This window comes from Microbacterium sp. CCNWLW41 (assembly GCF_037083505.1).
Genome location: NZ_JBAOJP010000005.1, coordinates 136,623 through 162,543 on the forward strand (window position 1 = coordinate 136,623; position 25,921 = coordinate 162,543).

Below are 25,921 nucleotides of genomic sequence, written 5' to 3' on the forward strand. Positions count from 1 at the left end.
AGCGGTGTCTGACAGGATGAACCATGGCCTTCTTCTCCGAACTCGAGACGCGGCTCGTTCTGCTGCGTGAGATGTTCGGCGGCGAGTTCGATGCGTGCGATCTACCCGTCGTCGTGGAGGGGCTCGGTGACGATGCCGTCGTGGCAGCCTTGGTCGCGGCGACGGAGCTCGTTCGCGCGGGCGAGAAGGTGCGAATCGCCGCGGCGGGCGTCGCTGCGGCGAGATCCGCGCGAAAAGCGGGTCACGACGGGCTCGCACAGAGTCGGGGCCATCGCTGCCCCGCGGCGCTCATACAGGAGATCACCGGCGCCACCCGGGCCGAGGCCGTGAAGCACGTCCGTTTGGGGGAGTCACTCCGGATCGGCGCCGGTCTCGATCCCTTCGTGACATTGAAGGAGCGATGACGGATGCCGCGGCCCCGGCCGGACCGGCACCGGGATGCGCGGAACCTGAGCCGTGGCACGCGCCGCTCGGCCGCGCGCTTCTGGCAGGCTCCATCGGGTCCGCGCAGCACGACGCGATTCTTCGCGGGCTGGGGGAACCACCCGAATCCACCGACGGCGCCGAGGCGCTGCGTCGAGGGAGGGAAGCGTGGTCTCTCGCCGCCGAGCAGCTGATCGCCGAGGCGCAGGAGCGCACCGTGGAAGAGCTCGGACGAACCGCCCACACGGTTCGCGACCAGCTCGATCCCGAGGGAGCGCAACGGCGTTTCGACGAGCGGTTCCTTCGGCGGTCGTTCCGCCTGTGGCGCGACGCCGAGGGTGTGCGGCGCGGTTCGATCGTGTTCGACGACTTCGGCGGCGCCTGGACGCAGGCGGTGCTCGATGCCGCCCTGCGGCCACGACGCGGCGGGCCCAGGTTCGTCGATCCGGATGAGAGGGCGAGTGCCGAGGCGCTCGCCGCCGACCCTCGCGCCAACGACCAGCTTGCCTACGACCTGCTGCTCGATGTGTTCCGCGCCGGCGCGCTCGCCGACGCGAAGGCCGTGTTCGGGACGCGACAGGCCGGTGTGCGAGTCGTGATCAGCGCCGCCGGACTCGAGGTGGGTGCCGCCGGAGCACCAGCCGTCGGCCTCACCGAAGACGACCAGACGACGCTGCCGGCATGGCTTATCGCACAGCAGACGTGCGAGTCCGGCACCGTCACCTGCACTGTCGACGGCGCGGGGAATCCGCTCGACCTCGGACGCGATGCCCGCCTGTTCACGCCGAAACAGCGCATCGCGCTCGCGGCGCGCGACGGCGGGTGCCGGTGGCGCGGGTGCGACCGTCCCGCCTCCTACTGCGAAGCGCATCACATCGACTCCTACGCGACGGGGGGCCGCACCGACGTCGATCGCGGCATCCTGCTGTGCCGCTTCCATCACATGGAGCTTCATCACGGCGGCTGGCGCATCACCCGCCATAGGCGCGCCGACTTCGTGCTCCACCCGCCGTCGGGCAGGGGCGACCCCGTACTGCTACCGCCTCGCCTCGGACTCCGCTGTCTTTGGGCCGAACTCGAACCTCCGCCCCCACGCTTCCGGCCGGCGGCGTGAGCGGGCTGTGTCGGCGGATCGGGCACCCGCGAGGATCCGGTCAACCCGGGTGAACGGTACGGGGCCGCGCCGGTGATCGACCGCGCACGCCGGGCGCGTACGTGGCCCGCTACTCCGGGGAACGGCCGACCAGTTCGCGGAGCCTTTCGCCCAGCTGCTCAAGTCTCAGCACCCACGGACCTGCCATGTCACCGGCATCACAACGCCGCAGCGCCTCAGAGAACGGAACCCAGGTGCTCTCGCACACCTCTTCCGGATCGAGCTGCAGCACAGGATCGCCCGACACACGCGCGAAGTACAGGTCGAAGAGCGCCTCCCGCTCGACCACGCGACCGACGAACTCCAGTTCATCGACGCCGACGCGGACGCCGGCCTCCTCCTCGAGCTCCCGCACCGCACCCTCGGCGCTCGACTCACCCGCGAGCGCACTTCCGGCGGGGAATTCCCAGCACAGGGGCCAGTCCTTCGCCGCCGCCCTCCGCGTCATCAGGACGAGACCGTCACCGCGCAGGACGCACACCGACGCCACGATGTGGAAGAGAGCCTTGGGAAAGTCGGGATCACCGCGACGGAAAGTCGCACCAGTCGGCGCGCCCGAGGCATCCGTCAGGTCCCACAGCTCGCCGTCCATGGATCAGTCCTCGAACGCCCCGTACACCTCGAGCGTGTTGGCGGCCACCTGTGCGCACAGCTCGTCCACGTCCACGCCGAGCTCGGTCGCCATGAAGCGCATCGTCACGGGGATCAGGTACGGCGCGTTCGGCCGCCCGCGGTGCGGGACGGGGGTCAGGAACGGGGCATCCGTCTCGACCAGGATCCGCTCCCGCGGGATCACGGCGAGGGCGTCGCGGAGGTTCTGCGCGTTCTTGAACGTGATGTTCCCCGCGAACGAGAGGTAGTAGCCGCGCTCCCCCGCGATGCGCGCCATGTCGGCGTCGCCCGAGAAGCAGTGGAAGACCGTGCGCTCGGGCGCTCCGACGCGGTCCAGGGTCTCGAGCACGGCGTCGTGGGCGTCGCGATCGTGGATCTGCATCGCGATCCCGTGCTTCTTGGCCAGCGCGATATGCGCCTCGAAGCTCTCGGACTGCGCGGGCACGCCGTCCGCGTCGGTGCGGAAGAAGTCCAGGCCCGTCTCGCCGATCGCCCGCACCCGCGGCTGCGCGGCGAGCTCGTCGATCACCGCGATCGCCTCATCGAGGCGCCCCGCCCGCGCATACGCGGGCGCCTCGTTCGGGTGGATCGCCACCGCCGCCAGGACACGCGGGTGGGATGCCGCGGCCCACGCCGACCAGCGGCTCGAGTCGATGTCACCGCCGGCCTGCACGACGCCGATGACGCCGACCTCGCCGGCGCGCGAAAGCTGCTCGTCGAGCGACAGCCCCACGCCGTCCTCGATCTCGAGGTGGGCGTGGTTGTCGTACACCGGCACCGCAAGCGGCTCGGGTGCCGCCGGATAGGTGACGTCGCGGGAGCCCTTCTCGCGCGTGCGGACGTAGGTGCTGGGGTCGCTCATCACGCCGTCTGCTCGACGCGCGGGAACAGCGGCGCGAGTCCGTTCACCGAGGTGCCGGGCTTGAGCAGGCCCCAGGCGCCGGCCTCGCGGATCGGCTGGTCCTGCAGGCGCCCGAGCGAGTCGGCCGCGCCCAGCGCGATCCACAGCTTCTCGGTCGCGACCGGCATCACCGGCGACAGCAGCACGGCGAGCGCGCGCAGACCCTCGGCCGCCGTGTACAGGACGGTGCCCAGGCGCTCGCGCCGGCTCTCGTCCTTCGCGAGCGCCCACGGCTCGTTCTCGGTGATGTAGTGGTTCAGCGCGTCGACGATCGTCCATACCGACGAGATCGCCTCGTCGATGCGGAACCGCTCGATGGCGGCGTCGGCGGCGGCCGCGGCATCCGCCACCGTCCGCTGGATGTGCAGGTCGGCGTCGGTGTACGTGCTCGGCGGCGGCACGACGCCTTCGAAGTACCGCTCGACCATCGCGGTCGTGCGCGAGGCGAGGTTGCCGAAGCCGTTCGCGAGCTCGGCCTGGTACCGCGCCGACAGGTCCTCCCACGAGAACGAGCCGTCCTGCCCGAACGCGATCGCCGACAGGAAGTAGAAGCGGTAGGCGTCCGAGCCGAAGACGTCGGTGATCTCGGTCGGCGCGATGCCGGTCAGCTTGGACTTCGACATCTTCTCGCCGCCGACCAGCAGCCAGCCGTGCGCGAACACGCCCTTGGGCACGTCGACGCCCGCGGCCATCAGCATCGCCGGCCAGATGACCGCGTGGAAGCGGAGGATGTCCTTGCCCACCACGTGGTACGCCGGCCAGCGGCGCGCGAACTGCTCGGGGTCCGAGCCGTAGCCGACGGCGGTGGCGTAGTTGAGCAGCGCGTCGACCCACACGTAGATGACGTGGGACTCGTCCCACGGCAGCGGGATGCCCCAGTCGAAGGCGGAACGCGAGATGGACAGATCCTTCAGCCCCGACCGCACGAACGAGACCACCTCGTTGCGCGCGCTCTCGGGCTGCACGAAGTCGGACTGGTACAGCTCGAGCAGGCGCTCCTGGAACTCGCTCAGCTTGAAGAAGTAGTTCTTCTCCTGCAGCAGCTCCAGCGGCTTCGAGTGGATCGCGCAGACCTTCAGGCCCTCGAACGGGCCCGTGCCGTCGACGATCTCGGACTCCGGCTTGAACTCCTCGCAGCCCACGCAGTACAGCGCCTCGTACTCGCCCGCATAGATGTAGCCGCGGTCGTAGATGGCCTGCACGAACGCCTTGACGCGCTCCTCGTGCCGCTCCTGCGTGGTGCGGATGAAGTCGTCGTTGGCGACGTCGAGCGTCTGCAGCAGCGGGAACCACGACTCGCTCACGAGCTTGTCGACCCACTGCTGCGGCGTCACGCCGTTCGCGCTGGCCGCGCGCAGCATCTTCTGCCCGTGCTCATCGGTGCCCGTGAGCATCCAGGTGTCGTCGCCGGCCTGGCGGTGCCAGCGCGCGAGGGTGTCGACCGCCACGGTGGTGTAGCCGTGGCCGATGTGGGGCACGTCGCTCGGGTAGTAGATCGGCGTCGTGATGTAGAAGGACTGGCGGCCGGAGGTCACCAGGAGAGTCTAGTTCGAGCGGATGCCGCGCCCGCCGTCGTGACAAGGCGGCGTCGTGGGCCGCCCGCAGCGGGGGCACTCGTAACACGCACGCGCCGCGCGCCCTCCGCGCATCCGCGGGTCAGGCGCTCTCGCGCACGATGAGCGTCGTCGGCAGGGTGATCGGCCCAGGCGCCCCGCCGGCGATGACGTCGAGGAGCAGCGAGACCATCTCGTTGCTCAGGCGCTCCCACGGCTGGCGCATGGTGGTCAGCGGCGGCATGTGCGTGGCGGCGAGCCCCGAGTCGTCGAAGCCGGCGACCGCGATGTCATCGGGCACGCGCAGTCCCGCCGCGCGCAGGACCGTCACGGCGCCTGCCGCCATGCGGTCGCTGGCCGCGAACACGGCGTCGATGTCGCGCGTGCGCTCGAGGAGCCGGGACATGGCGGCGGCTCCGGAGTCCTGGCTGTAGTCACCCTCTTCGACCAGGGTGGGATCGAAGTCCTCACCCATCTCCTGTTCGAACCCCACGAGCCGGAAGCGTCCGCCGGGGGTGTCGTGGGGGCCGGCGATCATCGCGATGCGGCGATGCCCGCGCCCTCGCAGGTAGCGGGTCATCTCGCGAGCCGAGCCGATCTCGTCGACCGAGACGGTGGGCACCTGCGCCTCGTGGCCCAGCGGGATGCCGCAGCACACGGTGGGCACGCCGGCCTCGAGCAGCTCCTCGACGAGCGGGTCGGCCTCGTGCGACGAGATGAGCAGCACGCCGTCGACGTGACCGGCGCTGACGAAGTGGGCGACGTTGGCCCGCTCGGCGGGCGTGCCGGCGACGAGGAGGACGAGGGTCATCGACCGCTGCGCCAGCGCCTCGGCCGCGCCGCGCAGCAGGAGCGCGAACGTCGGGTCGTCGAACAGCAGGTGCTGCGGCTCGGTGAGCAGGAACGCCAGCGAGCCGGCGCGTCCGGTCGCGAGGCTGCGCGCGGCGTGATTGGCGGTGTAGCCCGTGCGGCGGATGGCCTCCTCGACCGCGGCGCGCGCGTCGGGCGAGACCCAATGGCCCCCGTTGATGACGCGTGACACCGTGCCCCGCGACACGCCCGCCGCCGCGGCCACATCCCGGATCGTCGGCTTGCGCCGCACGGTCGTCGACTCCCCCACGACGAGCGACTCTACTCCCGTCGGGAGGCGTCGCCGGTGCCGACACGAAGAGAACCTGTGACCGGTCACAGTTCGGTAACGGTTGCGGGCGCACCCCTGCCGCACAACGTCGGCGCGGGTAAGACTGTGACCGGTCCCAGTCGGCACAGCCGCGTGACCGCCGATCCCACACCTGACCCGATGGAGCGTCCATGACCTCGCCCGACCGCTGGCCCGAGATCCGGGGCATCGCCTATGGCGGCGATTACACCCCCGAGCAGTGGCCGAGAGAGGTGTGGCGCGAGGACGCCGCCCTCATGCGCGAGGCCGGGGTCAACCTCGTCAGCGTCGGGATCTTCGCGTGGGCCCTCATCGAGACGAGCGAGGGCGTCTTCGACTTCGCGTGGCTCGACGAGCTGCTGGACCTGCTGCACGAGAACGGCATCTCCGTCGATCTGGGAACCCCCACCGCGTCGCCGCCGGCGTGGTTCTTCGCCGAGCACCCCGACGCGCGGGTCGTCTCCCGCGACGGCGTCACGATGGGGTTCGGCGCGCGCGGCATGGCCTCGCACGCCTCACCCGCGTACCGGGCGGCGATCGTCCGCATCGCGTCGGCCCTGGCAGAGCGCTACGGCTCGCACCCCGCGGTCGTGATGTGGCACGTCCACAACGAGTACGGCGTCCCGGTCGGCGAGGACTACTCCGCCCAGTCGGTGCGCGCGTTCCGCGAGTGGCTGCGTGAGAGGTACGGCTCGCTCGACGCGCTCAACGCGGCGTGGGGCACGGCCTTCTGGGGCCAGCGCTACGGCGAGTGGGAGCACGTCGGCGCCCCCGCCGCGGCACCGTCGGTGGTGAACCCGGCGCAGCGCCTGGACTTCGCGCGGTTCACCGACCACCAGCTGCGCGCGTGCTTCATCGCCGAGCGCGACGCCATCCGGGCGCACGCCTCGCAGCCGGTCACCACCAACTTCATGGCCAACCAGAGCTGGACCACCGACATGTGGGCGTGGGCGCGCGAGGTCGACATCGTCTCGGACGACCACTACCTGTGGGCGGCCGATCCCGAGGGCGAGATCGGCCTCGCGATCGCCGCCGACCTCTCCCGCTCGGTCGGCGGCGGAAAGCCGTGGATCCTCATGGAGCACTCGACATCTGCGGTCAACTGGCAGCCCCGCAACGTCGCCAAGCGCCCCGGAGAGATGGCGCGCAACTCGCTCAGCCACCTCGCGCGCGGGGCCGACGCGATCCTCTTCTTCCAGTGGCGCGCCTCCCGCTCGGGGGCCGAGAAGTTCCACTCGGCGATGATCCCGCACGCCGGCACGTCGTCGCGGGTGTGGCGGGAGGTCGTGGGACTCGGCGACGCGCTCGGACGCCTCGACGAGGTCCGCGGCTCCCGCGTGGACGCCGACGTCGCGATCCTGTGGGACTTCGAGTCGTTCTGGGCGCAGGACCTCGAATGGCGCCCGTCGGTCGACGTCTCCCACGCCGAGCGGGTCCGCGCCTTCTACGAGCGGCTGTGGCGCGACGGCATCACGGTCGACTTCGCACTGCCCGGCCACGACCTGTCGCGCTACAAGCTCGTGGTCGCCCCGGCGCAGTACCTGCTCGGCGCCGCCGACGCCGCGAACCTCACGCGGTACGTCGAGGCGGGCGGGACCCTCGTCGTCTCGTTCTTCTCGGCGATCGTCGACGAGAACGACGCGGTCCATCCCGGCGGCTTCGCGGCCCCGCTGCGTGACGCTCTCGGGCTGGTCGTCGAGGAGTTCCTGCCGCTGCGAGAGGACGCGCGGCACGCCGTGCAGTGGTCGGGGGCGGCATCGGCCACGACCCTCTCCGCGGATGCGTGGCAGGAGGACCTCGTCATCGCCTCCGCCGAGGTCAAGGCGACCTACGTCGACGGCCCCGGCGCCGGCAAGCCCGCCATCACCCGCAACGCGCACGGAGCGGGACACGGCTGGTACATCAGCACGCGGCTGGACGCCGCCGGCCTGCGCGCGGTGATGACCGACGTCTACGCCGACGCGGGGGTCGCCCCCGCGGCGCACCCGGAAGGACTGGAGGTCGTCGTCCGGCGCGGCCACGCCGCCGACTTCGCGGTCGCCATCAACCATCGCGACGAGCCCGCCGCGTTCGCCGCCACGGGCCTCGAGCTGCTCAGCGAGGCCGCCGTCGACGGCGAGCTCGTCGTGCCGGCCGGAGGGGTCGCGGTCGTCCGCACCGACCGTGCCGGCACGGCCGGATCGTCCTGACCCTGCAAGATCCATCCACCACCGAAAGGGAAACCATGCGAAAGGAGATCGCACTCGGAGCGCTGGCGCTCACAGCAGCGGTCGTCCTCGCCGGCTGCGCCGGCGGCGGCTCGTCCGACGACGGCGATGAGGCCGAAGGCAGCGGCGCCGAGCTCGTCATCTGGACCGACGAGGAGCGCGAGCAGGCCATCTCCGACGCCGCAGCGGCGTTCGAAGAGGAGACCGGCGCGACGGTCACGCTCGTGCAGAAGAACTTCGAGGACCTGCGCAACGACTTCATCGCCCAGGTGCCGACGGGCGAGGGCCCCGACATCACCGTCGGCGCACACGACTGGCTGGGGGCGCTCGTCGCCGCCGGCGTGGTCGACACCATCGACCTCGGCGACAAGGCGTCGGAGTTCGAGCCCGTCGCCCTCGAGGCGATGACCTACGACGGCCAGCTCTACGCCCTCCCCTATTCGCTCGAGACCATCGCACTCGTGCAGAACGCCGACCTCGTGGGCGAGGAGGCGCCGGCGACGTGGGATGACATGATCCAGCGCGGCCTGGCCTCCGGCGCCGAGCGCCCCTTCGTCATCAACACCAACGGCGAGACCGGCGACGGCTACACCATGTACGGGTTCCAAACGTCCTTCGGCGCCCCGGTGTTCGTCCAGGACGACTCCGGCTCGTACACGACCGAGGTCGGGATGGGCGGTCCCGCGGGCGAGGCGTTCGCGACCTGGCTGGGCGCCAACGGCTCGGCCGGCACCGGCTACATCTCGACGACCGTGGACTACGACATCAACAACGAGCTGTTCAACACGGGCAAGGCTCCGTACACGATCCAGGGCCCCTGGGCGATCAGCGCCTACACCGACGTCGAGAACATCACGGTGAACCCGATCCCGTCGGCGGGCGGCCAGACGGCCGCGCCGTTCGTGGGCGTGCAGGGCTTCTACCTGAGCTCGCAGTCCGAGAACGCGCTCCTCGCGCAGGAGTTCCTGGTGAACCACCTCGGCACCGAGGAGGCCCAGCGCGCGCTCTACGAGGCCGACCCGCGCATCCCGGCCTGGTCGACCCTCGCCGCCGAGGTCGCCTCCGACCCGATCATCGCCGGATTCCTCGCCTCGGCGCAGAACGGCGTGCCGATGCCGAGCATCCCCGAGATGGGCTCGGTGTGGGACCTCTGGAACGCCGCGCAGTCGCAGATCATCAACGGCGCCGACCCCGTCTCGACGTGGAACACCATGGTCGCCGACGTCCAGGCGGCGGTCGCGGGCTGAGCCCGGCCGCCTGACGACCAGGCCGCGGGCGATCGCGGCCGACAGACTCCGGGAGGCGGGTGAGTGCCTCTCCCCGCCTCCCGGACCCCAACCCCGCTCCGCGCACAGGCCGCCGGAGCACATCCCGCGACAGGAGCCGACGGTGGACGCACCCCCTCAGACGACGACGGCCGGCGCGCCGCGACCGAGCGAGCCGCACGGCCGTCGCTGGCGCGGCCCCGGCTGGGGCTTCCTGGCGAAGCTCGCCCTGATGGCGCTCGTCAACGCGTTCGGGGTCATGACCCTGCTGAGCGCGTTCCGCGCCGAGTCCTGGCTCGTCTTCTCGGCCACGCTCGTGCTGCTGCTGGCGGCCGACATCGTGTACTTCACCAAGCGCGCGCTGCCGCTGAAGTACCTGCTGCCGGGGCTGGTGTTCCTGCTGGTCTTCCAGATCTTCATCTTCGCCTACACCGCCTACATCGCCTTCACCAACTACGGCACCGGTCACGCCGGCACGCAGGAGCAGGCCGTCGAGGCGGCCCTGATCCAGGGCGAGCGTCGCGTCGAGGACTCCCCCACCTACCCGCTGTCGGTCGTCGAGCGTGTCGGTGAGCTCGGCTTCGCGATCGTCGACGAGGACGGCGACGTGCTCGTCGGCTCGGCGACGCAGCCGCTGGAAGAGGCGCGGGACGCCGCGATCGGCAGCGGCGGAACCCCGTCCGAGGTGCCCGGCTGGGAGGTCGTCCCGCGGGCGACCGTCATCACCGATACCGCCCTGCAGGAGCAGATCGCGAGCCTTCGCGTGCCCGTGTCCGAGGATCCGAACGACGGCTCGGTCCGCACGCGCGACGGCTCGTCGGGCGCCGTCTACGAGTCGACGCTGGTGTGGGATGCCGACGCCCAGACGATCACCGACACCACGACCGGCACGGTCTACAGCGCCACCGCCAACGGCTCGTTCGTCGCCGGGGACGGCTCGGCGCTCCCCGCCGGCTGGTACGTGAACGTCGGATTCGAGAACTTCCTGCGGCTGTTCACCGATCCCGCGCTCGCCCAGACGCTCGCGATGGTCACGGTGTGGACCTTCGTCTTCGCGACGCTCTCGGTCGTGCTGCCGTTCGCGCTGGGCCTGCTGCTCGCGCTCATCTACAACGACGCGCGCCTGAAGGGCCGGCGGTTCCTGCGGACGCTGTACATCCTCCCCTACGCCTTCCCCGCGTTCATGTCGGCGCTGCTGTTCCGCGGCATGTTCAACGCGGAGTTCGGCGTCATCAACGACCTGTTCTTCTTCGGCGCCGACATCAACTGGCTGGGCGATCCGTGGCTGGCCCGTGCCGCGGTGGTCTGGGTGAACCTGTGGCTCACCTACCCGTACTACTTCCTGGTGTGCACCGGCGCGCTGCAGGCGCTCCCGCAGGACACGCTGGAGGCGGCATCGATCGACGGCGCCGGCCGCTCGCGCCAGCTGCGGTCGATCATCCTGCCGCTCGTGCTCGTGGCGACCGCCCCGCTGCTGATCTCGTCGTTCGCGTTCAGCTTCAACAACTTCACCGTGATCTACATGTTCAACAACGGCGGTCCGGCGATCCCCGGCGCGCCCTATGCGCTGGGCGCCACCGACATCCTGATCTCCGCCATCTACGACATCTCGGGGGTGTCCGGCGGCGCCGCCGACTACGGCCTCGCGAGCGCCCTGTCGATCCTCGTGTTCGCCGTCGTCGGGGGCATCTCGGCGATCGCCTTCCGCCAGACCCGCAAGCTCGAGGAGTTCCAGTGATGTCCACGACAACCGCTGCGTCCGCCGCCTCGACGACCGCGCGCGGCACGGGTGACCGCCGCACCGCGCGCCGTCGCCGCTGGCTGCTCGAGGTCGGCTGGAAGTATCTGCTGGCCGTCGTCGTGATCTTCTACGCGGTGTTCCCGCTCGTGTACGTGCTGTCGGCATCCCTCAACCCGAACGGCACGCTCGCCGCCAGCAACGCCCTGTTCAGCGTGATCGACCTGTCGAACTACGCGGCCCTGGGCGAGACGCGGTTCTGGACGTGGGCGGGCAACACGCTGCTCATCGGCGGCATCGCCGCCGTGGGGGCCGTGCTCATGGGAGCCGCCGCCGCGTACGCCTTCTCGCGGTTCCGCTTCGCCGGCCGGCGCCCCGGCCTCACCGGCCTGCTCATCATCCAGATGTTCCCGCAGGCACTGGCCTTCGTGGCCATCTTCCTGATGCTGCTCGCACTGGGCGAGGTCGTGCCCGCGCTGGGGCTCAACTCCAAGATCGCCCTCATCTGCGTGTACCTCGGCGGCGCGCTCGGCGTGAACACATTCCTGATGTACGGCTTCTTCAACACCGTGCCGATCGAGATCGACGAGTCCGCGAAGATCGACGGCGCGACGCACGCGCAGATCTTCTGGCGGCTCATCATGCCGCTCGTGACGCCGATTCTCGCCGTGGTCGCGCTGCTGGCGTTCATCGCCGCGTTCGGCGACTACATCATCGCCAAGATCGTGCTCGTCTCCGAGGAGAACTGGACCCTCGCGGTGGGCATGTACCAGTGGGTGTCCAACCAGCTCGCCTCCAACTGGGGGCTGTTCGCGGCCGGCGCCGTCATCGCGGCGGTCCCCGTGCTCGTCCTCTTCCTGTCGCTGCAGCGCTACATCGTCGGCGGCCTCACCGCGGGGTCCGTCAAGGGCTGACCCCTCCACCTGACACTGATCACCGTCGATCGGAGAATCGCATGTCCCACCCCTCCCGCCCCCGCCGCATCCGGACCGTGCTCAGCGCGGTCGCGGCATCCGTCGCCGTCGTCTGCGCGGGTGCGCTCGCCGTGCCCACCGCCTCGGCGGCAACGGTCGATGACGGGCCGGTCGACGCCGGCGTCTTCGTCGACAGGGTCGACGGCCTCGCCGAGGACTTCGCGATGGGGGTCGACGTGTCGACCGTGCTGTCGCTCGAGGAGAGCGGCGTGGTGTTCCGCGACGCCGCCGGTGACCCGGCCGACCTGTTCGCGGTGCTCGCCGACAACGGCGTGAACTCGGTGCGCATCCGCGTCTGGAACGACCCGTACGACGCGTCGGGCCGCGGCTACGGCGGCGGCACGGTGGACGTGGACCGGGCCGTCCGGATCGGGCAGCGCGCGACCGCCGCCGGCCTGGACGTGCTCGTCGACTTCCACTACTCCGACTTCTGGGCCGACCCCGCCCGCCAGCTGGCGCCGAAGGCGTGGCAGGGGCTCAGCGACGCCGACACGGTCACCGCGCTGCACGACTTCACCGCCGATGCGCTGCAGCGCTTCGAGGACGCGGGCGTGGATGTGCGGATGGTGCAGGTCGGCAACGAGACCAACAACGCCATCGCGGGGCACACGCGTCCGGGGCGCGAGATCGACGCGCAGTTCGCGGCGCTCGTCTCGGCGGGCAGCGCCGCCGTGCGCGAGGTGCTTCCCGACGCCCTCGTCGCCGTGCACTTCACGAACCCCGAGACGCCTGGCCGCTACGCGACCTATGCGGCGGGGCTCGACGCCTTCGACGTCGACTACGACGTCTTCGCGAGCTCCTACTACCCGTACTGGCACGGCGCGATCGACAACCTCACGGCCGTGCTGACGGAGGTCGCCACGACCTACGGCAAGCAGGTCATCGTCGCCGAGACGAGCTGGGCGCACACGCTCGAGGACGGCGACGGCTACCCGAACGTCATCGGGGCGGGCGGCATCACCGGCCAGTACCCGGTGAGCGTGCAGGGGCAGGCGTGGGAGCTGCGCGACGTGATCGCCGCGGTCGCCGCGGTCGGCGATGCCGGCATCGGCGTCTACTACTGGGAGCCCGCGTGGCTTCCGGTCGGGCCGCCGTCCGAGGTCGAGGCGAACCGACAGCTCTGGGAGCAGTTCGGCTCGGGCTGGGCGACGAGCGCGGCCGGCGACTACGATCCCGTCCACGTCGGCGAGTACTACGGCGGTTCGGCGTGGGACAACCAGGCCCTCTTCGCGTGGGACGGCACGCCGCTCGAGTCGCTGCGCACCTTCTCCTACGTGCGGACCGGCGCCGTCGCGCCGCGCGAGATCGTGTCGGTCGAGGAGGTGTCGCTCCTCGTCGTCGACGGCGCCCCGATCGCGCTGCCCGACACCGTCGAGGTCGCCTACAACGACCGCACCACCGAGCAGCACGCGGTGCACTGGAGCGACGCCGTCGCGTGGATCCGCGGACCCGGCACGTACTCGATCCCCGGGAGGACGGACTCCGGGCTCGACGTGACCGCGGACGTCACGGTCGAGGCGCCGAACCTCGTCGTGAACCCCGGCTTCGAGAGCGCCGACATGAGCGCGTGGACGCTCACCGGACCGGCGGCCAGGCAGGAGACGGCCGACGGCTTCGCGGGCGACTACGCCGTCACCTTCTGGAACGGGTCGGCGTACGAGACGTCGGCGTCGCAGACCGTCACCGGCGTGCCCGCCGGAACGTACGTGCTGCAGGCGACGACGCAGGGCACCAACAGCCCCGCCACCGACACCCGGACGCTCGAGGCGACGACCTCGGCGGGCACCTGGACCGCGCCGCTGGAGTTCACCGTGTGGAACGACTTCCACACGGCGACGGTGCCCGGCATCGTGGTGGGAGAGGACGGCGTCGTCTCGATCTCGGCCGAGTTCTCGCTGTCGGCCGGAGCGTGGGGCGTTCTGGACGAGGTGCGACTCGTCGACGCGGCATCGGTGGGCGGCGGGTCGCAGCCCGACACGACGGCGCTCGAGCAGGCCCTCGCCGATGCGGCATCCGTCGACCGCGACCGCTACTCGGTCGACTCGCTCGCCGTCCTCGACGACGCGATCGCCGTCGGCGAGGTCGTCCTCGCCGGATCGAAGGCGACCGCTGCGGATGTGAAGGCCGCCACGAAGCAGGTCGACAAGGCGATCCACCGCCTGAAGAAGGTCAAGCGGTAGGGACCGCCCACCGGCGGCGCTCAGTCCCGCGCGGACAGAGACGCCTGATAGAGCTCGCGGCTGGAGTGTCCCGTCACCTGGGACACTTCGGCCGCGGCGTCCTTGCGCCGCACGCCGCCGGCGACGAGGGCGACCACTTGGGCGACCGCATCCGGGAAGGCGACGGCGCGCGCGGCGGCCCCCGCCACCACGATGACCACCTCGCCGCGCACGCCGCCGTCGGCCCACTCGACGAGCTCGGAGAGGGTCCCCCGCGCGACTTCCTCGTGCAGCTTCGTCAGCTCGCGGCACACGGCCGCCCGCCGATCCGCTCCGAACTCGGCGGCCATGTCGGCCAGGGTCGCGGCCACGCGCGACGGCGCCTCGAAGAACACCATCGTGCGAGGTTCGCCGGCGAGGGCACGGAAGGCCGCGAGTCGCTCGCCCTGCTTGCGCCCGACGAATCCCTCGAATGTGAATCTGTCTGTCGGCAGGCCCGACACGGCGAGCGCGGTCAGGACGGCGCTCGGGCCGGGGATCGCCGTGACCTGCACGCCCGCCGCGGCGGCCGCGGCGACGAGCCCGTAGCCGGGATCGCTCACCGTCGGCATGCCGGCGTCGCTCAGGACGAGCACGTCCCCGTCGCGGGCGAGGGCGACGAGCTCGGGCGCCCGTTCCTTCTCGTTGTGGTCGTGCAGGGCGATCAGGCGCGGGCGGTTGCCGACGCCGAGCGCGGCGAGCAGGCGCTGCGTGGTGCGGGTGTCCTCAGCGGCGACGACCGTGGCGCTCTCCAGCGCCTCGACCAGCCGGCGGGAGGCGTCCCCGAGGTTTCCGATCGGGGTCGCCGCGAGGATGATCACGCCCTCAGCCTAGACTTGACCGGGTGACGGATGCCCCGCGGCTCGAGACCGACGAGACCGCCGCGCCGCTCCTCCCCCCGGCCCGGCCGAGCCTCTACGACCGGTTCACCCGCCGCCTCGGCGAGGACCCACGGGCGGCCCGCCTCTACGCCTGGCTGGGCCCCGCGATCGTCCTCCTCATCGCCGCCGTCCTGCGCCTGTGGAATCTCGCCGCCGCGCACGACCTGATGAACCAGTTCGACGAGACGTACTACGTCAAGGACGCCTGGACCCTGCTGAACCTGGGCTACGAGGGCTCGTGGCCGGCCGACGCCAACGACCGATTCCTGTCGGGCGATGTCGACGCCTTCACCGACGAGCCGTCGTTCGTCGTGCACCCGCCGCTGGGAAAGTGGATCATCGCGCTCGGCATGATGACGCTCGGCCCCGGGTCCGGCTGGGGGTGGCGGATCACCGTCGCGCTGCTGGGCACGGCAGCCGTCCTGGTGCTGATGCTGATCGCGAAGCGGCTCACGCGCTCGACCACGTTCGCCGTCGTCGCGGGCCTGCTCATGGCGGTGGACGGCCTGGCGATCTCGATGAGCCGCGTCGCGCTCCTCGACACGCCGCTGACGTTCTTCGTGCTGCTGGGGTTCCTGTTCGTCCTGATCGACCGCGAGCGGACGATGGGCCGCATCGCGGAGACCGTCGCGGCGCGGTACGACGGCGACGAGCCGCCGTCGTGGGGCCCGCTGCTGTGGAACCGGCCCTGGATCGTCGCGGCGGGCGCGGCCATCGGCGCCGCCAGCGCCGTCAAGTGGTCGGGGGCCTGGGTCCTCGCGGGGCTCGGGATCTACCTCGTCGTGACCGACGCGCTCGCGCGGCGCCGTGCCGGCGTGCTGCTGTGGCCGACGGATGCCGTGCGCCAGGGTCTGGTCACGTTCCTCCTGTTCGTCCCGGTCGCGGTGGTCGTCTACGTGGCGTCCTGGACCGGCTGGCTGGTGACCGACAGCGGCTACGACCGCAAGTCCGGCGGCACGGCGCTGGAGAGCCTGTGGCGGTACCACGTCGCGATGTACGAGTCGACGTCGGGGATCGTCGCGCACCACGCCTACGCGAGTCCCGCGTGGCAGTGGCCGCTCCTGCTGCGTCCCACCGGGATCTACTACCGCCAGGACGCGTTCGGCGTCGACGGCTGCCAGGCGGCGAACGGCTGCTCCGAGGTGATCTCGTCGATGCCGAACCCGCTGGTCTGGTACGCCGGCGTCGCCGCTGTCCTCTACCTCGCCTACCGGTTCGTCGTGGCCCGCGACTGGCGCCACGCGATCGTCCTGACCGGCGTCGCGGTGACCTACGTGCCGTGGCTCTTCCTCCCCGACCGCACGGTGTTCCAGTTCTACACCGTGGCGATCCTGCCGTTCCTGCTCCTCGCTGTGACCTTCGCCCTGAGGGACATCGCCGGCGCGCACTCGGCGGACTCCTACCGGCGGCTCACCGGTCAGCGTTTCGTGCTCGTCTTCCTCGGCGTCGCGCTGGCGCTGGCCGCGTTCTGGTACCCGATCATCTCGGCGATGAACGTGCCCTACGACTTCTGGCACCTGCACATGTGGCTGCCGAGCTGGGTCTGACGCGGCCCCTCAGGCGTCGAGCTGCGCGGGGTCGGTGACCGGCAGCCGGCACGCGAAGTCGCGGCAGTCGTACGCCGTCGGACGACCGTCGCGCATCGCCTTGTCGGCGAAGAGCCCGAAGCCGGCATCCGCCCACGCCGCCGCCTGCTCGGGCGAGACGACCACCACGGCGTCGGCACGGATGCCGCGTGCCCGGCCCGCCATCGGTGCATCGGGGTCTGCGCTCACGACGACCACCTGCCGCGGCGCGGCGGCCAGGGTCGTGGCCACCCGCAGGAGAGCGCCGTACGCGAGCGGCTGCGAGAGCGCGGCTCGGATGTGGGTGCCGACGAGCCGCCCGGCGAGGACGCGGTAGTCGTCGCCGGCCCCCAGGATCCACAGGGCGGCGGCCGCCTCGGCGAGGGATGCCGCGCCCGACGGCTCGTCGGCGTCGGAGGCGGTGTCGGGCGCGCCGATCCCCTGCCGCGACAGCACCGGGTCCCCGCCGCCGGGCACGACGGCGCCGCCGTCGTCTTCGGCGGCGGCGGCACAGGCGTCGACGAGCGCCCGCGCGGTCACGGCGTAGGCGACCTCGCCGGACGCCGCGGCGAGCGCGAGGAGCCCGGACGCCAGCTGGCCGTGGTCGGCCAGGGTCGCGCGGGCGCGGGAGGGCACCTCGTCCAGCGAGGCCCTCATGAGCCGCCCCTCGGCATCGATGTTCACCTCGAGCACGGCGTCGGCGGCCCACCGCGCCGCCTCGATCCACGACGGCTCGCCCAGCCGGGCGCCGGCGCGGGCCAGTGCGCCGATCGCGAGGCCGTTCCATCCGGTCACCACCTTGCCGTCGACGGCGGGCGCCTCGAGCAGCTCGCGCGCGGTCGCGTCGCGGAGGTAGTAGCCGCCCTCGCTGCGCACGCCGGCGATCCACGACTCCGAGTCCTGCGCGGCGCCGAAGCCGCCGCCGGGCTGCTGCAGGACCTCGGTGAGGAAGCCGGCGACGCCGCGCGCGACGTCCTGGCGGGCGGGTGCCGCGTCCATCGCGACGTCCAGCAGCTGTGCGTTGTCGGTCAGCATGCGCTCGTAGTGCGGCACCGTCCAGTCCGGACGGGTGGCGTAGCGGAAGAACCCGCCCTCGACCCGGTCGCGCAGTTCGGAGGACGCCATCGCCTCCAGCGCCCGGTCGGCGACGGCGGACGCCTCGGGCGCCCTGTCGCGCACGAGGATGGACTGCAGGAACCGCAGCGCCGTCGCGACCGGGAACTTCGGGGCGGGCGAGGCGGGATCGCCGAACCCGCCGTGCCGAGGGTCCTCCCGCGCCGCCAGTGCCACCGCGGCCGCCGCCAGCTCGTCAGCCGTCGGCAGTTCGACGTCACCGGCAGGCGCCGCGGCGCGGACGTCGGCGAGCGCGTCGGCGACGGCGTCCGCGGTCGCATCGATCTGATCGCGGCGCTCGGTCCAGGCCTCGCGCACCGCGGCGAGCACCTGGCGGAACGACGGCATGCCCGCGCGGGGCTCGGGCGGGAAGTAGGTGCCGGCGTAGAAGGGCCGCCCGTCGGGCGTGGCGAAGACCGTGAGCGGCCAGCCGAGGCTCTGGGTGAACGCGGCGGCGGCGGCCATGTACGCCGCGTCCACCTCCGGGTGCTCCTCGCGGTCGACCTTGATCGACACGAACCCGGCGTCGAGCTCGGCGGCGGTGCGGTCGTCCTCGAACGACTCGCGAGCCATGACGTGGCACCAGTGACAGGTCGAGTATCCGATCGACACCATGACCGGGACGTCGCGTCGGCGCGCCTCGGCGAACGCCTCCTCGCCCCACGGGAACCACGCGACGGGGTTGCCGGCGTGGGCACGCAGGTAGGGGCTGGTGGCCTCCGCGAGACGCGGGTTCACGGCATCCGCTCCCTCGCCGCTCGTGGTCAGTTCACCTCGTCGGGATGCGCGCTGACGCGGCCCGAGCCGTCGCCCGGGTCCATGGCGTCGATCGCGGCGACCTCATCGGCGGTGAGCTCGAAGTCGAAGACGTCGAGGTTCTCCTCGAGGCGCTCCCGGCGCACCGACTTCGGGAAGACGATGAAGCCCTTCTGCAGGTGCCAGCGCAGCACCGCCTGCGCGGGCGTCTTCGCGTGCGCGGCGGCCGCGGCGGCGACGGGCTCCGCGTCGAACAGGTCGTACTTGCCCTGGCCGAGCGGACCCCACGACTCGATCCGCACGTCGTGCGCCGCGGCCCAGTCGGTGATCTCGCGCTGCTGGTACGCGGGGTGCAGCTCGATCTGGTTCACGGCGGGCACGACCCCCGTGGCGGCGACGATCCGCTCGAGGTGCGGGACCAGGTGGTTGGAGACGCCGATGCTGCGGGTGAGGCCGGCGTCGCGGAGCTCGACCATCTTCTCCCAGGCGTGCACGTAGTCGTCCTTGGCGGGCGTCGGCCAGTGCACGAGGTAGAGGTCGACCTTCTCGAGGCCGAGCTTGCCGAGGCTCTCGCGGATGGCGGCGTGCGGCTCGTCGTCGTGGTGCCGGTCATTCCACAGCTTGGTGGTGATGAAGAGCTCGTCGCGGCCGATCCCGCTCGCCGCGATCGCCTTCCCGACGCCTTCCTCGTTGCCGTAGATGGCGGCCGTGTCGATGTGGCGGTAGCCGACCTCGAGCGCCTCGGCGACGGCCCGCTCGGTGTCGGCGGGCGGGACCTTGAAGACGCCGTAGCCGAGCTGAGGGATCGAGTTGCCGTCGTTGAGGGTCACGCTGGGGACTGTCATGCGTTCAGCCTAGGCGCGTCCGCGCGGGCGCGGCCGGGGAGGCTCCACCCATCGCCGTCAGCGGCTGCGACGGGATACGATCGAAGGCTATGTCTGCGCCCGAGCCCGTCATCTCGTATCCCCCCGAGCTGCCCGTCAGTGCGGCGCGGGAGGAGATCGCGCACGCCATCCGGGATCATCAGGTCGTGATCGTCGCCGGCGCGACGGGCTCGGGCAAGACGACGCAGCTGCCGAAGATCGCGCTGGAGCTCGGTCGCACGCGCATCGCGCACACCCAGCCGCGCCGCATCGCCGCGCGCACGATCGCCGAGCGCATCGCCGAGGAGCTGCGGGTCCCGCTCGGCACGACCGTCGGCTACAAGGTGCGCTTCACCGACAAGGTGTCGGAGGACACCCGGATCGCGCTCCTCACCGACGGCATCCTCCTCAACGAGATCCACCGTGACCGGCTGCTGCGACGGTACGACATGATCATCGTCGACGAGGCGCACGAGCGCTCGCTCAACGTCGACTTCCTCCTGGGTTACCTCCACCGCATCCTGCCCAGGCGGCCCGACCTCAAGGTCGTCATCACCAGCGCCACGATCGACCCCGAGAGCTTCGCTAAGCACTTCGCCCGCGCCGACGGCACGCCCGCGCCGATCATCGAGGTGTCCGGTCGCACGTACCCCGTCGAGGTGCGCTACCGTCCGCCGGCGCAGTCCGGCGACGAGGACTCCGACGACGTGGACGGCATCACCTCGGCCCTGCGCGAGCTCGACCGCGAGCCCGCCGGCGACGTGCTGGTGTTCCTGCCCGGCGAAGCCGAGATCCGCGACGCCGCCGACGCGGTGCGCGGCATGTACGCGAAGGATGCCGCTCCCACCGAGGTGCTCCCGCTCTACGGGCGCCTGTCCTCAGCGGAGCAGCATCGCGTGTTCGAGCCGTCGCGGCTGGCGGGGGTCCGCCGGCGGGTGATCCTCGCCACGAACGTCGCCGAGACCAGCCTCACCGTGCCCGGCATCCGGTACGTCGTCGACACCGGCACGGCGCGCATCTCGCGCTACAGCAACCGCAGCAAGGTGCAGCGCCTGCCGATCGAGCCGGTGTCGCAGGCGTCCGCGCAGCAGCGCTCGGGTCGCGCCGGGCGCACCAGCCCCGGCGTGGCGATCCGCCTGTACGGCGAGGACGACTTCCAGACGCGGCCGGAGTTCACCGAGCCCGAGATCCTGCGGACCAGCCTGGCATCGGTCATCCTGCAGATGCTCTCGCTCGGCTTCGGCGACATCTCGTCGTTCCCGTTCCTCACACCCCCCGACTCCCGCGGTGTGAAGGCCGCGCTCGACCTGCTGATCGAGCTCGGCGCGGTCCGCCCCTCCGGCTCCGGCGCCGGACGCGACCACCCCGCTCTCACCGACATGGGCCGCGAGATCTCGCGTCTGCCCATCGACCCGCGCTTCGCACGCATGCTCGTCGAGGCGCGCCGCAGCGGCGTGCTGCGCGACGTGCTGGCGATCGTCGCGGGCCTGTCGATCCAGGACGTCCGCGAGCGGCCGGAGGAGCGGCGCGAGGAGGCCGACCGGCTCCACGCCCGGTTCACCGACCCGTCGAGCGACTTCCTGAGCCTGCTGAACCTCTGGAACCACCTGCAGGAGAAGCAGGCCGAGCTCGGCTCCAGCGCCTTCCGGCGCCTGTGCCGTGCCGAGCACCTGAACTACGTGCGCGTGCGCGAATGGGCCGACGTCCATCGTCAGCTGAGCGCGCTCGTGAACGCGCCACGCGCGTCGACCCGCGCGGGTGCGGGCGGTGCCGTCGCCGACCCCGACGAGATCCACAAGGCGATCCTGTCGGGTCTGCTGTCGCAGCTCGGCATCCTCGACGAGCGCACCGCCGGCGCCTCCGCCCGCGGACGGGGCGGGTCGGAGCGCTCCGACCGCGCCGAGCAGCGGCGCGGCGCCGAGTACGTCGGCTCGCGCGGCACGCGCTTCGCGATCTTCCCCGGCTCCGGGCTGAAGAAGAAGCGGCCGAGCGCCGTGATGGCCGCCGAGGTCGTCGAGACCAGCCGCCTCTTCGCGCGCACCGTCGCCGCGATCGATCCCGCGTGGGCCGAGCCGCTCGCGGGCGATCTGGCGAAGCGCTCGCTCAGCGAGCCACACTGGTCGAAGGCGTCGGGAGCGGCATCCGCCTACGAGAAGGTCACGCTCTTCGGCCTCGAGATCATTCCGAAGCGCCGGGTGCAGCTCGCCCGGTTCGACCGCCCCTTCGCGCGCGAGCTGTTCGTGCGGCACGCGCTCGTCGAGGGCGAGTGGGACTCGTCGCACCTCGACAAGCGGCTGACCGCCTTCGAACGACGCAATCTCGAGCTGCGGCGCCGCCTGGAGAAGATCGAGGAGCGCGAGCGCCGCCGCGACATCCTGGTCGGCGACGAGGCGGTGTTCCGGTTCTACGACGCACGGATCCCGCGCGACGTGTTCGACGCCCGGTCGTTCGAGGCGTGGTGGAAGGAGGCGTCGGCCCGCACGCCGCGGCTTCTGGACATGACCGAGGCCGACCTCGTCGACGAGGGCTCGCGCGGCGACGAGCGCGACTTCCCTGCGCGCTGGACGCAGGGCGACCAGGTGATCTCGCTGGCCTACCGCTTCGAGCCCGGCGCACCCGACGACGGCGTCACGGCCGTGGTGCCGCTCGCGCTGCTCGCACAGCTGCGACCGGACGGGTTCGACTGGCAGGTGCCCGGCATGCGGGACGAGCTCATCACCGCGCTGCTGCGGTCGCTTCCCAAGGCCATCCGCCGGCACGTCGTGCCCGCCGCCGACTGGGCGGCGACGTTCGCCGCGGATCTGGCGGGGCAGGGCCCCGAGGCGCACGACGGCTTGCCGCCGCTGCCGCTGCGCCAGGCGCTCGCCGCCCGCATCCAGCGGGTCGCGAACCAGCCCGTCACCGCGGAGGACTTCGAGCTCGACCGCGTCCCGGCGCATCTGCAGGTGTCGTTCCGCGCGGTCGACGAGCGCGGACGCACCGTGGGCTCGGACCGCGACCTCCGGTCGCTGCAGGAGCGCCTGTCGGACCGGGTCCGCGCGTCCGTCTCGAAGTCGCTCACCGCCCGGGCCGCGTCGACCAGACCGGGTCCCGCGGCGTCGATGGCCGCTGCGGCCCCGCGCGCGGCCGGCCCGGGCGCGGCGAACGGCGCGGCCGGTGTGCAGGCCTCGCCGGGCTTCGCCGAGCGCGCGGGCCTGACCGAGTGGAGCTTCGGAGACCTCCCCGACGTGGTCGACACCAGAGTGGCCGGCGGCATCGTGCGCGGGTACCCCGCCGTCGTCGACGAGGGACCGACGGTCGCGCTCCGGATCGAGGCGACCCCGGAAGCGGCAGCACGGGAGACGCGGCAGGGCGTGCGCCGGCTGGTGCTGCTGTCGGTCGCCTCGCCGGCGGCGTACGTGCTCGAGCACCTCACCTCCGCGGAGAAGCTCGCGCTCGCGGCATCCCCGTACCCGTCCGCCAAGGCGCTCATCGAGGACTGCCGCGTAGCCGTCGCCGACGCGGTGATCGCCCGGACGGCGCACGACGGCACGGTGCGCACCCGGGCACGGTTCGAGGAGGTGCGCGACGCGCTGTCGGCCGTCGTCGTCGACGAGCTGTTCCAGACGGTGTCCCTCGCCGCGCGCATCCTCACCGCGGCCCGCGAGGTGGAGCGGACGATGCGCGACGCGAACTCGCTGACGCTGCTGGGGGCGCTGGGCGACGTGAAGGGCCAGCTCGCCGGGCTCGTGTTCCCGGGCTTCGCCGCCCTGACGGGGACCGACCGGCTCGCCCACGTCCCCCGCTACCTGCGCGGCGCGCGGGACCGGGTGCGCGCGCTGTCCGACAACCCCGGCCGCGACCGCCAGCGCATGACCGAGTTCGAGCGCGCGGCCGCGCTGTTCGCCGACGCGGGGGGCACGATCCCGCCGGCAGAGGACGCGCCGCCCTCCCTCGTGCACGCGCGCTGGCTGCTCGAGGAGTACCGCGTCAGCCTCTTCGCGCAGACGCTGGGAACGGCGGAGCCGGTGTCGCTGCAGCGGATCCAGAAGGCGCTGCGCGGCTGAGCGCCCGAGTCGCCCGCACGTTTGACAGGCTGGGAGTCCCGGCGACGCCGACGACCGCCGCGAGACAGGAGCTCTGCACGACATGACCACCGCGATCGCTTACACCGAGTTCGGCGCCCCCGACGTCCTGCGCGCGATCGAGGAACCCGACCCGGTGCCCGGGCCGGGAGAAGTCGCCGTCGAGGTGACGGCGGCGGGGGTCAACCCGATCGACGTCAAGCTCCGCAGCGGCATCCGCACGTCGGCGCCCATCACCACGCCGCGCCGGGTCGGCAGCGACGGCGCCGGCGTGGTCACCGCGGTGGGCGAGGGCGTCGACGGCTTCCGCGCCGGCGACCCCGTGGTGTTCGCCGGCGCCTCGGGCGCGTACGCGAGAGACGTCGTCGTCGGGGCCGGGCACCTCTTCCGGCGACCGCCGCAGGTGAGCGCCGCCGAGGGCGCGGCGCTGGGCATCCCCGTCGGCACGGCGTACCAGACGCTGCGCTCGCTCGGCGTCGGCTCCGGCGACACGCTGCTCGTGCACGGCGGCTCGGGCGCCGTCGGCCAGGCGCTGATCCAGTACGCGGTGCTCTGGGGCGCGACGGTGATCGCCACGTCGTCCGAGCGCCGGTTCGAGCGCGTGCGCGCGCTGGGCGGCATCCCCACCGCTTACGGGGACGGGCTCGCCGACCGTGTCAGGGAGGCTGCTCCCCGGGGTGTGACGGTCGCGATCGACGCCGCAGGCACCGACGAGGCCCTGCAGACCTCGATCGGGCTGGTCCCGGATCGCGACCGCGTCGCGACACTCGTCCGCGGACGGGATGCCGCCGGCCTCGGCATCCGCGCCTTCTCCGGCGGTTCGCCCGTGCCGCTCACCGCGCAGCAGCAGGCGTGGCGGATCGAGGCCGTGCCGGTGACGCTCGCGCTGCTCGCCGCAGGCGCGTTCTCCGTCGAGCTCGGCCCCTCCTTCGCCCTCGCGGCGGCCGCCGAGGCCCACCGCGCTGTCGAGGCCGGCGTCGACGGCAAGGTCGTCCTCGTCCCCTGACCGCAGGCGCCCGGCGCCCGGCGCCGCAACAGTTCGACATACGACGCGCGCCGGGCAGCGGTGCGGCCCGACAATGCTCTGTATGCCCGAATCGGTCTGCGCGTCCGACACGCCCCACGCCGCCCCGCGCTCCTTCGCGACGGCCCAGGTGCAGGCCGGCTTCGTTCCGGGCGTGGCGGAGAACACCGCCGTGCCCTCGATCCACCAGTCCAACGCGTTCGAGTTCCGCTCGCTCAGCGAGGCCCGCGACCTCTTCGCGCTGCGCAAGGACGGCAACATCTACAGCCGGGCGGCCAACCCGACGGTCCTCGTCTTCGAGCGACGCGTCGCCGAGCTCGAAGGCGGGATCGCTGCGGCGGGCGTGTCCTCCGGCCAGGCGGCCGTCGCGGTCGCGCTGCTGGCGCTGGCCAAGCAGGGTGAGCACATCGTCGCCGCACGCCAGCTCTACGGCGGCACGGTCGACCTTCTGAACGACACGTTCGCCGACTGGGGCATCGAGGTGACCTTCGTCGACCAGGACGACCTCGGAGCCTGGCAGGCCGCCATCCGCCCGACCACGCGCGCCCTGTTCGCGGAATCGATCTCGAACCCCATCGCGCAGGTCCTGGATCTGGGCGCCGTCGCGGCGGTCGCACGCCGCGCCGGCGTGCCCCTCGTGATCGACAACACGGTCGCGACGCCCTACCTCCAGCGGGCGAAGGACTTCGGCGCCGACATCGTCGTGCACTCCGCGACCAAGTTCCTCGGCGGCCACGGCACATCGCTGGGCGGTGTGGTGGTCGATCTCGGCACCTTCGATTTCACGGCGGAGCCCGATCGCTGGCCGCAGCTGACGCAGACCTACGCCCGCGTTCCGGACGGCAGCCTCGTCGAGCGGTTCGGCGCCACCGGCTCCCCCTACATCGCGCTCGTGAAGACCAAGTACGTCCACGACCTCGGGCCCTCGCTCTCGGCGTTCAACGCCTTCCAGCTGCTGCAGGGCATCGAGACGCTCGACCTGCGCGTCCAGCGGCACACCTCGAGCGCGCTGACCGTCGCGCGGTTCCTCGAGACGCATCCGGCGGTGGCGCGCGTGCATCACCCCGGCCTGGAGTCCAGCCCGTGGCACCGCAGCGCGCAGACCTACCTGCCGCGGGGCGCGAGCTCGGTGTTCGCGTTCGACCTCCCCTCGTCGGGGGACGACGAGGCGGACTTCCGCCTCGTCGAGGAGGTCGTCGCCCGCCTCCAGGTCGTCAAGCTGGTCGCCAACATCGGCGATGCCCGCAGTCTCGTCGCGCACCCGGCGTCGATGACCCACAGCCACATGACGCCCACCCAGCTGACGGAGGCGCACATCGGCAGCACCACGGTGCGCCTGTCGATCGGCCTGGAGGATCCGCGCGACATCGTGGAGGACCTCGCCCGCGCGCTCGACCCGCTCGTCGTCGCACCGGGGCAGCCCGCGCTCGCCGAGAGCCGCACGCAGTAGGGGGGCGGACGGGGCGATAGCC

At 72.1% G+C, this 25,921-nt stretch carries 18 protein-coding genes; 11 read left to right on the top strand and 7 right to left on the bottom strand.

The window, feature by feature from the left end:
- Window positions 1-23 precede the first annotated feature (23 nt).
- Window positions 24-404, top strand: coding sequence for a hypothetical protein (locus V6R91_RS19085; protein WP_336396496.1), 381 nt, complete (start codon window positions 24-26; stop codon window positions 402-404).
- Entirely contained in the window at window positions 401-1,537 is a 1,137-nt protein-coding gene (locus V6R91_RS19090; RefSeq protein WP_336396497.1) for an HNH endonuclease signature motif containing protein, read from the top strand. The genes V6R91_RS19085 and V6R91_RS19090 overlap by 4 nt, the downstream gene beginning before the upstream one ends.
- Window positions 1,538-1,646: 109 nt before the next feature.
- Here V6R91_RS19090 and V6R91_RS19095 read toward each other — a convergent pair whose 3' ends face one another.
- The 4 genes from V6R91_RS19095 to V6R91_RS19110 all read right to left on the bottom strand — a co-directional run bounded on the left by V6R91_RS19095 (window position 1,647) and on the right by V6R91_RS19110 (window position 5,762).
- The gene (locus tag V6R91_RS19095; protein WP_336396498.1) at window positions 1,647-2,168 is read right to left on the bottom strand and encodes an NUDIX hydrolase; all 522 of its coding nucleotides are present in this window, start codon (window positions 2,166-2,168) and stop codon (window positions 1,647-1,649) included.
- A 3-nt stretch (window positions 2,169-2,171) separates the two neighbouring features.
- Entirely contained in the window at window positions 2,172-3,050 is an 879-nt protein-coding gene (locus V6R91_RS19100) for a TatD family hydrolase (RefSeq protein ID WP_336396499.1), read from the bottom strand.
- Entirely contained in the window at window positions 3,050-4,624 is a 1,575-nt protein-coding gene (gene metG / locus V6R91_RS19105) for a methionine--tRNA ligase (RefSeq protein ID WP_336396500.1), read from the bottom strand. The genes V6R91_RS19100 and metG overlap by 1 nt, the downstream gene beginning before the upstream one ends.
- 121 nt (window positions 4,625-4,745) lie before the next feature.
- On the bottom strand, window positions 4,746-5,762 hold the full coding sequence (locus V6R91_RS19110; RefSeq protein ID WP_194395839.1) for a LacI family DNA-binding transcriptional regulator: 1,017 nt from the start codon (window positions 5,760-5,762) through the stop codon (window positions 4,746-4,748).
- 191 nt (window positions 5,763-5,953) lie between these two features.
- On the opposite strand from V6R91_RS19110, the gene V6R91_RS19115 reads away from it, so the two are divergent.
- The 5 genes from V6R91_RS19115 to V6R91_RS19135 all read left to right on the top strand — a co-directional run bounded on the left by V6R91_RS19115 (window position 5,954) and on the right by V6R91_RS19135 (window position 14,165).
- On the top strand, window positions 5,954-7,990 hold the full coding sequence (locus V6R91_RS19115) for a beta-galactosidase (RefSeq protein ID WP_336396501.1): 2,037 nt from the start codon (window positions 5,954-5,956) through the stop codon (window positions 7,988-7,990).
- 35 nt (window positions 7,991-8,025) lie between these two features.
- Window positions 8,026-9,255: a sugar ABC transporter substrate-binding protein gene (locus tag V6R91_RS19120; RefSeq protein WP_336396502.1), complete on the top strand. Its 1,230-nt coding sequence runs from the start codon at window positions 8,026-8,028 to the stop codon at window positions 9,253-9,255.
- Between the two features lie 142 nt (window positions 9,256-9,397).
- Entirely contained in the window at window positions 9,398-11,011 is a 1,614-nt protein-coding gene (locus V6R91_RS19125) for an ABC transporter permease subunit (protein ID WP_336396503.1), read from the top strand.
- On the top strand, window positions 11,011-11,925 hold the full coding sequence (locus V6R91_RS19130) for a sugar ABC transporter permease (RefSeq protein ID WP_336396504.1): 915 nt from the start codon (window positions 11,011-11,013) through the stop codon (window positions 11,923-11,925). The genes V6R91_RS19125 and V6R91_RS19130 overlap by 1 nt, the downstream gene beginning before the upstream one ends.
- A gap of 41 nt (window positions 11,926-11,966) precedes the next feature.
- Complete coding sequence (locus V6R91_RS19135) at window positions 11,967-14,165, top strand: glycosyl hydrolase 53 family protein (RefSeq protein WP_336396505.1); 2,199 nt, start codon at window positions 11,967-11,969, stop codon at window positions 14,163-14,165.
- 20 nt (window positions 14,166-14,185) lie between these two features.
- Here the strand turns inward: V6R91_RS19135 and rsmI are convergent, their stop codons facing one another.
- Entirely contained in the window at window positions 14,186-15,004 is an 819-nt protein-coding gene (gene rsmI / locus V6R91_RS19140; RefSeq protein WP_194395845.1) for a 16S rRNA (cytidine(1402)-2'-O)-methyltransferase, read from the bottom strand.
- Between the two features lie 23 nt (window positions 15,005-15,027).
- On the opposite strand from rsmI, the gene V6R91_RS19145 reads away from it, so the two are divergent.
- The gene (locus tag V6R91_RS19145) at window positions 15,028-16,611 is read left to right on the top strand and encodes a dolichyl-phosphate-mannose--protein mannosyltransferase (protein ID WP_336396506.1); all 1,584 of its coding nucleotides are present in this window, start codon (window positions 15,028-15,030) and stop codon (window positions 16,609-16,611) included.
- A 9-nt stretch (window positions 16,612-16,620) separates the two neighbouring features.
- Here the strand turns inward: V6R91_RS19145 and V6R91_RS19150 are convergent, their stop codons facing one another.
- Window positions 16,621-18,480, bottom strand: coding sequence for a thioredoxin domain-containing protein (locus tag V6R91_RS19150; protein WP_336396507.1), 1,860 nt, complete (start codon window positions 18,478-18,480; stop codon window positions 16,621-16,623).
- 26 nt (window positions 18,481-18,506) lie between these two features.
- Window positions 18,507-19,343 carry an aldo/keto reductase gene (locus V6R91_RS19155; RefSeq protein WP_336396508.1) on the bottom strand — a complete coding sequence of 279 codons (837 nt, stop codon included), beginning with the start codon at window positions 19,341-19,343 and terminating at the stop codon, window positions 18,507-18,509.
- 89 nt (window positions 19,344-19,432) lie between these two features.
- Between V6R91_RS19155 and hrpA the strand changes: the two genes are divergently transcribed.
- From hrpA to V6R91_RS19170, 3 genes are all read left to right on the top strand, one after another.
- The gene (gene hrpA, locus V6R91_RS19160; protein WP_336396509.1) at window positions 19,433-23,407 is read left to right on the top strand and encodes an ATP-dependent RNA helicase HrpA; all 3,975 of its coding nucleotides are present in this window, start codon (window positions 19,433-19,435) and stop codon (window positions 23,405-23,407) included.
- Window positions 23,408-23,489: 82 nt separating this feature from the next.
- Entirely contained in the window at window positions 23,490-24,431 is a 942-nt protein-coding gene (locus V6R91_RS19165; RefSeq protein WP_336396510.1) for a quinone oxidoreductase family protein, read from the top strand.
- Window positions 24,432-24,513: 82 nt separating this feature from the next.
- Entirely contained in the window at window positions 24,514-25,899 is a 1,386-nt protein-coding gene (locus V6R91_RS19170; protein WP_336396511.1) for an O-acetylhomoserine aminocarboxypropyltransferase/cysteine synthase family protein, read from the top strand.
- The last annotated feature ends 22 nt before the right edge of the window (window positions 25,900-25,921 follow it).